We start from the raw sequence: 10,569 nt of genomic DNA, 5'->3' as shown, positions 1-10,569 counted from the left end.
ACGCCGTAATGGTTTAAAGTTAATCCACTATAGAAACCAAAAGGTCGTCTGAAAACCAACTGCGGTTTTCAGACGACCTTTTTATATCAACACGACAAATTATTTAGCAGCGTCTTTCATTTTGTCCGCAGCTTCTTGAGTGGCATCAGCAGCTTTGTTCAAAGAATCTTTGGCTGCATCGGTAGCCGCTTCTTTGGCTTTACCGGCCGCTTCTTTAGTTTCGGTAACGGCTTTATCTGCCGCTTCTTTTACATCGGTAGCTGCTTTGTCGGCAGCTTCTTTAGTTTCAGTCATGGCTTTATCGGCAGTTTCTTTTGCATCAGCCGCAGCGTCTTTGACTTTATCTTTCGCTTCTTGAGCGGCAGAGGCAGCAGAATCAGCGGCAGAAGCTGCGGTATTTTTAACATCGGACGCAACGGCTTGTGCCGCTTCCTTAGTTTCTTGCTTGGTCTCTTGGGAACAAGCCGCCAAAGCAGCCGCCATCATTGCGGCAATCAGTAATTTTTTCATGTCCTATCCTTCTTGAGTTTTTTGGTTAAGATTTTGGTTAAAACACTGTTTTAGATAAACAGCTGGAAAAATTGTAACACATATCATATTAATAATCTCTTCTATAAGATGATAAATGCCAATCTAAGTTCTGTTTTGTTCCAAAAAAATACAGAAAAACATTGACACGGCCCGGCTGTTTCTATAAAATTCACAGCTTATCGGGTCGTTAGCTCAGTCGGTAGAGCAGCGGACTTTTAATCCGTTGGTCGAGCGTTCGAATCGCTCACGACCCACCAAATTTAAAAAGCTGAGTTGAAAAACTCAGCTTTTTTATTGCCTTTCGTACTTACGCAAGAATCCCAATGCTGAAATCCAAGCTGCGCCATCGTTAATCAAAGAAACAGGTCGTCTGAAAACGGGATGATGTTTCAGACGAGCTTCCATCAATCTTCTGTGTAGCGATGGAATTAAGTTCAAATCAGGATAATGAGAAGCAACGCCGTACCGGTTTCAACTTAATCCGTCATATCATTTCTAATCAAAACGAACCCGAACCATCCCTGCTTTTAGCCGTAGTCCACCATAGAAAAACGCACCTTATTACAAGGTGCGTTTTGATCATCTATACGGTTTAGAATTTACCGCCAGATTCATTAACCATGTAGTTAACCGCAGCTTTCACTTCGTCGTCGCTCAAACCTGCGTTGCCGCCTTTTGCCGGCATGGTGTTGAAGCCTTCGAGTGCGTGTTTGTACACGGTGTCTTTACCTTGTTTGATACGCGGAGCCCAGTCGTCATTTTTACCGACAACCGGAGCGCCCGGGATAGTACCGCCGTGGCACATTTTACAGTTGGCTTCGAAAACGGCTTTTCCGTCCACTTTGGCAGAAGAAGCATCTTGTTTCGCGTCTGCAGGCGCAGCTTCTGTTTTCTCGGCCGGTTTGGCTTCAGAGGCAGCTTCTTTTACTTCTGATGCGGCTTTGGCAGCAGTATCTTCTACTTTGCTTGCCGCTGCTTGAGCAGCAGAGGCAACGGTATCGGTAGCAGAAGCCGCAGCGTCTTTAACATCGGAGGCAACGGCGGTAGCCGCTTCCTTGGTTTCCTGTTTAGCCTCTTGAGAACAAGCTGTCAATGCAGCCATCATCATCGCAGCAATTAGTAATTTGTTCATGTCCTATCCTTCTTAAATTTTTTTGGTTAAGGTACTGTTTATTAAACAGCTAAAAAAATTTTAACACATATAATATGAATGTTTTTACTCATGTAGCGGGTTGTAGTAATAAATATTGGCATAAATCATATTTTGTGCTGAAAAAAGACAAAAAATGTTGACATCGCACGACCATTCCTATAAAACCGCCAGCTTATTGGGCAGTTTTAACCGCGTCTGTCGTACCTTTAAATCCGCCCATATCCCGCCAAATTTCAAAAGCCGAGTTTAAAAACCCGGCTTTTTTATGGGTGTTCCGTTTCATAGAAAATTCATCTTCAACCGCGATCAATCCGTGTTTCCTCTTAATGATAAAAGGTCGTCTGAAACCTACATCAGGTTTCAGACGACCTTTTTACCTTATCCGGCAGCCTCAAAAAATCTTTTTCATGGCTTTATGGATGAGGTCGAGTTGTTTTTTATATTCGCGGCAATGGGGGCATATCAGCAGGTGGCTGCCCAGAAAAATGCGTTCTGGAACGGTCAGGCGGGTTTCGTCCTGTTTTTTGGAGAGCAGGTAGGCGGTTTTGCGGCATTTGTTCATTGTGGTTTCCTAACAGGGTTAACCGGCATGTCCTGCATTGCCGAACCATTTGATTTGCAGGCATTGGCGCAGGGTTTCGCGGGCGCGGTGCATGATGGTGTAGTAGTTGGACGTGCTGATGCCGCATTGCTCACGGATTTCGTCGGACGAGAAGCCGAGGATTTCTTTCATGGTAAACACGCGGGCAGTGTTTTCCGGCATTTGGTAGAGGCAGGTTTGCAGGATTTCACGAAACTCTTTGTTGTCCAACGTTTTTTCGGGCGAGGCCCAAGTTTGCGGATGGCCGTCCGTCGTCCAATGTCCGTCTGATGCAAACCGTTCTTCAAAGATTTCGTCCAACATTTCTTCCGCAGGCGTGGCGAATACTTCGCGCTGCCGTCCGATTTGGCGCAGGCAGTCGGTGATTTTGTTTTTCAGAATGGCAAACAACCAACTGCCCACTTGTGCATCACCTTTAAAACCTTCGGCAGCGCGGTAGGCGGAAAGCATGGTTTCCTGCACAAGGTCTTCCGCCAAATCGGGGCGGTCGGGCAACTGGATGCGGGCGAAACGCAGGAGCAGCTTGCGGGATTCGGCAAGTTCGGCGTCAGTCAATTCGGGGAGGGACATAATGTATCAGCATTGAATGAATTATTGCTATGAGCTTCTGATTTTACGCTGATACTGAGCATGTGTGTCATCAAATACATAAACGATTACGTAGCTTTTTGTTTTTCGTTAACCGGCTGCGTGCATTTTCAGACGACCTGCCAAGCCTTTTAGCGGGTCTTTACCCCCAATATAAAAAAGGTCGTCTGAAAACAGTAAAGGCCGCCGACATTTCGATTTCTGCCTGTCTCTGTGCCGTTTCCTTCGGGAAGGGGGTACGATAGTGCGCTTTTATAGGAATTTCCTGCCCACTACGTCAATTCGATCATTTCAGACGACCTCGGCTGATGCGGCAACCAAAATGCCTTGTTCCAGCCAGTCCGACCATTTTTGCGTTAAGGCATCCTGCCAGCCGTTTTCAGACGACATAAACTCTGCCAGCATGGTTTGCAGGCCGTTCAGGGAGGTGGGCGTGTCTGCCAACGTTTCCAGCAATAATGCGTCGAAATCGTCGAGGATTTGGTACATCACGTCGTCTTCGCTGTCTCGCCACACCAAAACGGCGGTTTCCACCGCCTGCAATTCGTCGGTAACATCATACTGATAACGGCGCACAAAGGTAGCAGGAGAAAGGGTATACGCCAAATCGTCTGAATCGGCGGGCGGGGTTTGGCTGTCGGTTTGTGCGACTTCGGCGAGCAGTTGGGTGTGTTCGAAGTCCATCAGTGCCAAGAGGTCGTCTGAAAGCGGCAAGCTTTGGCAGTATTGGAGGAACTCGCCGGCAATTTCTTGAAAATAAGGGGTTTGGGCGCGCGCGTCTCGGATGAAGCCTTCTTTCAGACGACCCCATTCTTCGCTGTCGAGATATTGCGGCGTTTCGGTATAACAGCGGTCAATGAAGCTGTGGATATTGTTGCGTATCAGGCGGATATAGACGTTCAATCGGTCTTGCGGCAGTCCGGCGGCGGCTTCGCTCTCGCGTATGGCTTGGGCGAAACGGTGTTGGTATTGGGCGGAGGTTTCAGGCTGCACGGCGGTATTCCTTTCCGGCGCGCGTTTGATATTCGGCGATTTTGGCGACTTCGGCTTCGAGTTCGGCAAAAGGCGGGAAATTGAAATCACGTTCCAACAGGGTGGGCGGGATAGTCGGCAGCTTGGTGTAGGCGAGTTCGAGCAAGTCCCAAACGGTCGGTAAAACTGCCGCACCGTGGGTATCAATCAATAATTCGGGCGTTTCGACGTCGTGTCCGGCGATGTGGATGTAGCACACGCGCTCTGCGTCAACGTTTTCCAAAAAGGCTTCGGGCGACAACAGTCCGTGGTTGACGGCGTTGACGTAGATATTGTTCACATCGAGATGAATGCCGCAGTCGGCTTCGCGGGCAACGGCGTTGAGGAACTCGACTTCGTTCATTTCGGCAAGCGGGGAATGCAGGTAGTAGGAGGTGTTTTCTACGGCGATGCGGCAGCCCAATCGGTCTTGCACTTCGCGGATACGCCGCGCGGTATGCCGCACCATCTCTTCGGTGAAGGGCAGCGGCAACAGGTCGTAGAGATGACCGCCGTCATGGCAGTAGCTCAAATGGTCGGAGAAAAACGTGCAATCGTAGCGGCGCATCATTTCTTTGATGCCGTCTATCAAGGCAGTATCCAGCGGGGCTTGTCCGCCCAGCGACATGGATAATCCGTGCAACGCCAGCGGCAGCCGTTCCGCCACGCGGTCAAACTGTTTGCGGGCCCTGCCGCCCATTTTCAGCCAGTTTTCGGGTGCGGCTTCGATAAAGCGTATTGGGCTGTCGTCTGAAAGCGAGAGGAAGTCTTCCGCCAAGTCCCGGCGGTAGCCTAAGCCTGCGTGTTGAATCATGATGTTGCTCCGTTTTGGATGGTGTTCCAACGGTTTTGGTACGAAATTGCTGTAAAAATCAGATAAAAAGCCGCATTTATCAAGAAAATGCGGCTTTTTGTTTCAAATTACAGGGAACCGCATTTGCCTTCGCCGCATTTGCCTTCAACTGCTTTAGCTTTGGCTTTTGCTGCTTTGGCGTTTTTAGCGGGGGCTTTTTTTACGGTTGAAGCGCATTTGCCTTCGCCTGCTTTAGAAGCAGCGCCGCCGCATGAACCTTCAGCAGCTTTAGCCGCACCGCAAGAGCCTTGGGCAGATTTTTGAACGCCTGCTTTGCTGCTTACCGGTTTGTCAGAAGCAACAACGCCGGCGGCCAAAGACAAAGACAAAGCACCTGCAAGGGCAGCGGCTACATTTTTTTTCATATTGATTTCCTTTTTAAAGTATCAAGTTAAACAGATTAAGAATTTGAGTTGGCGCGTTTAAAGTCCGCTCCCCGACCTTTTTCATTGATTTCCGACGCGGCATTTCGGGCAAAAACGTTTTTTCAACAGTGCATCCAGCGATAAACAGCCCGCGCCTTGCAGCAGAATCGGGATTAAAACCACGATGTAAATCAAAGCCATTTTATAGCCGTTGTTGCAGACATTATAACCCGCACCGGCATGAACTGCCGCCCACGCCACCCCCGTTACAATGATCAATCCCAAGGCGGACAGGCGGGTCGCCAATCCTAAAAGTAGCAAAACCGGAAAAACCAGCTCCGCCCACATCGCCAAGTTCCAATTCACGCTGTCGGGCAGCAGATAGAACGGAAAGGGGAATTGGTCGTTAATTTCGGCAAACCAGTTTTTGCCGTTAAATTTCTGCGTGCCCGCTTCCCAAAATTCGTAAGCGACAAACAGGCGCAAAGTCAACAAACCTAAAGCTGATTGCCACGGGGCTGTGATATTCGTTTTCATGATAACCGTTTCATAAAATCATTTCATGCCCGATTAGACGTGGTAGCTTAAAAATGCTTACAAGCCAATTGAAAAAATTTTGTTTGTTATTGTTTTATAACGATATTAATATTCAGAAGATCGTCTGAAAACAGGTTTTCAAAGTTTCAGACGACCTTTTTCTTTTAGCGCATTGCTCCTTCATCATACGGCAAAAGAAAGAAGGCCGGTAAGCATGTTCATAAAAAATTCAACTCAAAATATACCCGCTTCGCCGTTCCCGTAAAGACGGAATAAAGCTGTTTTATGTTTAAATATCCGGCGAAAGGCCTGCCTCCAAACCGCTTACCGAATCCGTCTCCCGATATTTCAATCCGTCCAATGCCGCAAAATGCTGCTTGCCGCATTCGATTTTCAGCCGTTCGTTTTCGCGCAGCTTGCCCGCATCTACCCCCGCCTGAATGCCTTTGCCGGTATTTTTGGTTTCTGCAACGAAATACACTTTGTCCTGAACCTGTTTTACCACCGCCCAATCGGGATTGTAGCTGCCCAGCGGGGTCGGGATTTTGAACCAGCCGGGCAGTTTGAAGTAAAACGCCACACCGCCTTCATTTTTCGCATCATAATCCTCGCAATTTTGGGCAAAGGCTTTTTCCGTGCCGGAATCCAAAGGGATATAGTTTTCGTAAATGGTTTTTTGCGGTTTTCCGACTTCGAACGTAAAACCGTTTTCATAAAACTCGATGCCTTCGCGCTCCATGTCTGCCAACAGCTTTTGGTCATACACTTCACCGGTTTGCTCATACTCGATTCCTGCCGCCATCAATGCGTACAGGCTGCGGTTTACCGCTTCGGCGGCAAGGTCGATGAAGCGTTGCGGGTTGCCTGCCACATCTTTCAGACGACCCGACTGTGTGATGATTTCGTACACCGTGCGCCGCGTCAGCCCCGTTTTTCTTTGGATTTCGCCGAGTATGTCCGGAATTTCCCATTGAACGTCCATGTCGCGGCTGTAACTTTTAGTTTCAACCGTTTCGATACCCTTGGTTGATATTTGTTTCAAATGTGCTTTTTGGATGCGGATTTTCGGCTTCTGGATTTCGGGCAGGCCTGCTACTGCCGCCGAAGCCTGTTTAATCAATTCTGCCGTATCGAAGTGCACGCGGTAGCGCGTTTTGTATTTCAACTTGTCCCAAATTACCTGAAATTCGGGGTCGAGCGGAAAATCTTTGCGGAATAGCTGTTTTTTCTTCTTATTGCCGTCCTTGATGTTTTCGGCGGCAAATTTGATACCGCATTCGTCTTCGTATTCCTTTTGCAGGTTGGCGGCAAACGATTCGTAGCTTTCGTTCGGCACTACGGTCAGTATGTTCACCTTTTCATTTTCATCTTCATCGCGCACGCGACGCCCTTCCTGATTGACGGCTATACGCAGCCCGCGCCCGATTTCCTGCCGCTTTTTCAGCGGCGATCGGGTTTCTTTGAGCGTGCAGATTTGGAATACATTGGGGTTGTCCCAGCCTTCTTTCAGCGCAGAATGGGAAAAGATAAAGCGCAGCGGGCTGCCGAAGGAAAGCAGGGTTTCCTTGTCGCGCATAATGAGGCGGTAGGTATCGTTGTCCGCCTGCGTTGTGCCATCGGTGTTTTTCAGACGGCCTTTCTTGTCTTGCGAAAAATAGCCGTCGTGTACGCCCGCCGTATCGGTACTGCCTGCAAGTTCTCGATAGATTTCTTCAAACCAAAGGGCAAACTTGCCTGCTGTTCCGTCTGCCGTACGGTAATTCTCCACGCGGTCGATAAAGAACAGCGACAACACCTTAATTCCCAGCGGATTCAGCCGTTTCTCCTTCGCCAAATGCTCCCTTACCGTTTCGCGGATTTGGTTTTTCATGATTTCATCGCGCACCGCATCGCCATCTCCGCCGCGTGTAATGGTTTTACCGCTTGAGAACGCCAATTCCTGATTCTCGAAATCCATGCCGTCAATGATAAAACCGTGGCGGTAGGCTTCGTTGCCGCCCGATTTTTCAAACAAATCGTCTCCTGATTTGACGGATACCTTTTTCTTCTTGGTTTCCTTTTTATCCTGATAATGAATGTTCAAATCGGCTTTCAGACGGCCTTTGGCCGCCTGCTTTACTTCCAGCAGCTCCGCAAATGCACCGTTCACATCGTTTTCCGCCAATACCGGTAAGACTTCGATCTGCTTTACCAGCTTTAAATTGTATGCCTGCACGGGATTCAGGTTGTAAACCTTGTGGTACGGTTTTTTATGCGTTGCCGAATAGCGCAGGGTAAAAAGCGGATGGAGAGATTCCAAAGCGTTCAGACGGCCTTCCGTTTCCATATTTTGCGGCTCGTCGATGATGACGATAGGACACGTTTCCTGAATAAACTTAATCGGTGCTTCCCCGCTTTCGTTTACCTTATTGATAACGTTTCCGTCTTTTTCAAACGACTGGATGTTGATCACCAAAATCTCGATGTGGTCGTTTACCGCAAAAGCGCGCAAGTCCGACAGCCGGCCGCTTGAATATTCCGAATAACGCATCACCGTCCTGCCGAACACCCTGTCAAAATGCGCCTTCGTAATTTCCAGGCTTTTTAACACGCCTTCGCGTATCGGTACGCTCGGTACGACAATGACAAATTTCTTCCAGCCGTAGAGCTTGTTCAATTCGTAAACCGTTCGCAGATAGACATAGGTTTTGCCCGTCCCCGTTTCCATTTCCAGGGAAAAATTCAGCCCGTGCGCGCCGATTTCCGTTTCAGGCTGTTCGTTTTGCTTTTGTACCGCATTCAAATTCCGGCCTAGCGTTTCCCAATCCAAATCCAAGCCGTTGCCGACAAACCGCCCCGTCCCCTGACTGGTCAAATCAAATGTCCGGGCATGGTTCGGCTGCCCTGCAAAAAGATTCGCAACGGCATTTACCGCATTAAGCTGATAGGGCAGTTCTTCAAATTTCAGTTCCATCGTTTTCTCCCTACACACACTCGAACATCACGCCCGCGTCCTTCATCTGTAATACGGTATTGCTTTTGAGCGCGTCGTCGCCCTCAAACAGCCTGTCCAATGCCGCCACCTTGGCGGGATGCTTCGCCAGCACGGCATCAATCAAACCTTGATTCACACGTTCCAGCAGGAAAGCGTACAGCCCGCCCGTATCCTCGTCTTCCACGAAATATACGTCGTCTGAAAACGAAACCTTGCAAGTCAGCTTCAAGCCCATACGCAGCATCAATTCGTAGAGCAGGTTTTCAGACGACATTTCAGACAGCACGGAATCGATATTCAACAACAATTCGCCTTGCAGGCTTTCGGCATCGGTGTCGGCTGGCTGCCGCCATTGTTTGAAACCGCTTTCGGCAAGTTTGAAGACTTTAAAACCCGTATCTATTTCCGATCCGTCTTGAAGGCCGTCTGAAATCTGCCTGCCCGCGCGGCGGATGCGTTCTTTGGCAATTTCGGCAATCGTGTTGAAACCCGCCTTACGCGCTTCGGATTTTTCGTCGGTTTCTTCGGGGAGCTGGACACAGATGAAACGGCGGCTGCCGCTGTCTTCGGCGTTAAGCTGCATCACGGCGTGGGCGGTAGTGCCGCTGCCGGAGAAGAAGTCCATGACGATGAAATTATTTTCAGGATACATTGAAATAATATGTTTGATGTAATCAATAGATTTAGGATAATCAAATCCCAAATTTTCTGACTTTATCCATTTGGTTGACGACTGTGAATCAAAAAATAAAATAGATCTAGGTAACGATTTTTCATTTTCAAAAAGATAATTTTTTAATCGTGGCATAGTATTTTCATCTTCTCCAAACAAAATATAATTCTTTTCAAGAAGATTTTTCATTTCAGTTGATGAATAAGCCCAGCCACGGACACCCGTCTTACATGGTTCTTTTGTTTTAGGATGCAAAATATCATAATAGTTTTTACTATTCGGTGCAGTTAAATCAGATGCTTGATATAGTCCTTGTTCATCAGCATAAGTGTAATGATCAAATTCATAGAATTTTGGGTATTTAACCAATGATAATAATTCAGAATGAATTTCTTCATGATTTAATCCTCTTTTCAAAAGAGAAGCTGCTATTTTCTTAAATTCATTAATATTACTTTTATGAACAGACCAATCTTCAACTGTCACCAACTTATTCTTTACATAACATAATAAATATTCATGAGAAACAGAAACAAACTTTGAATTATTTTTTGCTGAATTAGAAGCAATCGCAAATTCTGCCACAAAATTCTCTGCCCCAAACACTTCATCGCACAGCAGTTTCAACTGTGCCTGTTCGTTGTCGTCAATGCTGATAAAAATCACGCCGTCTTCGCGCAGCAGGGTTTTCGCCAGATGCAGGCGCGGCAGCATCATGGAGAGCCAGTTGCTGTGGTAATGGCCGCTGTCTTTGCCGTTTTTGCGCCACGCGCCTTGGAATACGCCGTCGCGCTTCAGGTAGCCCGCGTCGTCGGTATCGCCCACGCGTCGGGCGTATTCTTCGCGGCTTTCGGAGAATTTGTCGGGATAAATAAAGGAATCGCTGCCGGTGTTGTAGGGCGGGTCGATGTAGATCATCTTCACGCTGCCGGCGTAGGATTTTTGCAGGATTTTCAGGGCTTCGAGGTTTTCGGCTTCGATAAACACGTTTTGCGTGCCGTCGAAATCTGCGGATTCTTCTTTGCAGGGAACGAGCGTGCGGGAAGTGGGGCTTTGCAGGTTGAGATAGGCGGCGGTTTTGCCCGCCCAATCCAGTTGGTAACGTTCGCCCGCGCCGGCAAGGTTTTCTGCGCCGAGGACGAGTTTGAGTTTCTCAAAGTCGATTTGGCCTTCGCAAAAGACTTCGGGAAAGAGTTGTTTGAGTTTTAATATATTGTTTTGTTTGAAATTATTTTCTAAATCGTGTATAATTTCGGTTCGGTTCGGTTCGGTTCGGTTCGGTT

At 48.0% G+C, this 10,569-nt stretch carries 10 protein-coding genes and 1 tRNA gene; 1 reads left to right on the top strand and 10 read right to left on the bottom strand.

Annotated features, from left to right (window positions below; genetic code table 11):
• Window positions 1-99 precede the first annotated feature (99 nt).
• Window positions 100-510: an Ag473 family lipoprotein gene (locus tag HMPREF2572_RS04850; protein WP_003755882.1), complete on the bottom strand. Its 411-nt coding sequence runs from the start codon at window positions 508-510 to the stop codon at window positions 100-102.
• A 202-nt stretch (window positions 511-712) separates the two neighbouring features.
• On the opposite strand from HMPREF2572_RS04850, the gene HMPREF2572_RS04845 reads away from it, so the two are divergent.
• Window positions 713-788, top strand: a tRNA-Lys gene (locus HMPREF2572_RS04845).
• Between the two features lie 335 nt (window positions 789-1,123).
• Here the strand turns inward: HMPREF2572_RS04845 and HMPREF2572_RS04840 are convergent.
• From HMPREF2572_RS04840 to HMPREF2572_RS13240, 9 genes are all read right to left on the bottom strand, one after another.
• Window positions 1,124-1,663 (bottom strand): c-type cytochrome, encoded by a 540-nt coding sequence (locus HMPREF2572_RS04840; protein ID WP_070496478.1) that lies wholly within the window; start codon window positions 1,661-1,663, stop codon window positions 1,124-1,126.
• A gap of 412 nt (window positions 1,664-2,075) precedes the next feature.
• Window positions 2,076-2,246, bottom strand: coding sequence for an anti-sigma factor family protein (locus HMPREF2572_RS14125; protein ID WP_141752020.1), 171 nt, complete (start codon window positions 2,244-2,246; stop codon window positions 2,076-2,078).
• A gap of 18 nt (window positions 2,247-2,264) precedes the next feature.
• The gene (locus tag HMPREF2572_RS04835; protein WP_070496477.1) at window positions 2,265-2,855 is read right to left on the bottom strand and encodes a sigma-70 family RNA polymerase sigma factor; all 591 of its coding nucleotides are present in this window, start codon (window positions 2,853-2,855) and stop codon (window positions 2,265-2,267) included.
• A gap of 309 nt (window positions 2,856-3,164) precedes the next feature.
• Window positions 3,165-3,866 (bottom strand): HvfC family RiPP maturation protein, encoded by a 702-nt coding sequence (locus HMPREF2572_RS04830; RefSeq protein WP_070496476.1) that lies wholly within the window; start codon window positions 3,864-3,866, stop codon window positions 3,165-3,167.
• Window positions 3,856-4,698 (bottom strand): HvfB family MNIO-type RiPP peptide maturase, encoded by an 843-nt coding sequence (locus HMPREF2572_RS04825; protein WP_009312575.1) that lies wholly within the window; start codon window positions 4,696-4,698, stop codon window positions 3,856-3,858. The genes HMPREF2572_RS04830 and HMPREF2572_RS04825 overlap by 11 nt, the downstream gene beginning before the upstream one ends.
• 107 nt (window positions 4,699-4,805) lie before the next feature.
• Entirely contained in the window at window positions 4,806-5,102 is a 297-nt protein-coding gene (locus HMPREF2572_RS04820) for a hypothetical protein (protein WP_070496475.1), read from the bottom strand.
• An 81-nt stretch (window positions 5,103-5,183) separates the two neighbouring features.
• Complete coding sequence (locus HMPREF2572_RS04815) at window positions 5,184-5,639, bottom strand: HvfX family Cu-binding RiPP maturation protein (RefSeq protein WP_070496474.1); 456 nt, start codon at window positions 5,637-5,639, stop codon at window positions 5,184-5,186.
• Window positions 5,640-5,928: 289 nt separating this feature from the next.
• Window positions 5,929-8,592, bottom strand: coding sequence for a restriction endonuclease (locus HMPREF2572_RS04810; protein ID WP_070496473.1), 2,664 nt, complete (start codon window positions 8,590-8,592; stop codon window positions 5,929-5,931).
• Window positions 8,593-8,602: 10 nt separating this feature from the next.
• A partial coding sequence (locus HMPREF2572_RS13240) for a site-specific DNA-methyltransferase (protein WP_246827771.1) occupies window positions 8,603-10,569 on the bottom strand: 1,967 nt, incomplete at its 5' end.

Source organism: Neisseria sp. HMSC064E01 (assembly GCF_001808875.1).
GTDB classification, from domain to species: Bacteria; Pseudomonadota; Gammaproteobacteria; order Burkholderiales; family Neisseriaceae; genus Neisseria; species Neisseria sicca_A.
Note: the sequence above shows the minus strand (reverse complement) of the source record. Positions and strands in the feature narration are given on the sequence as shown.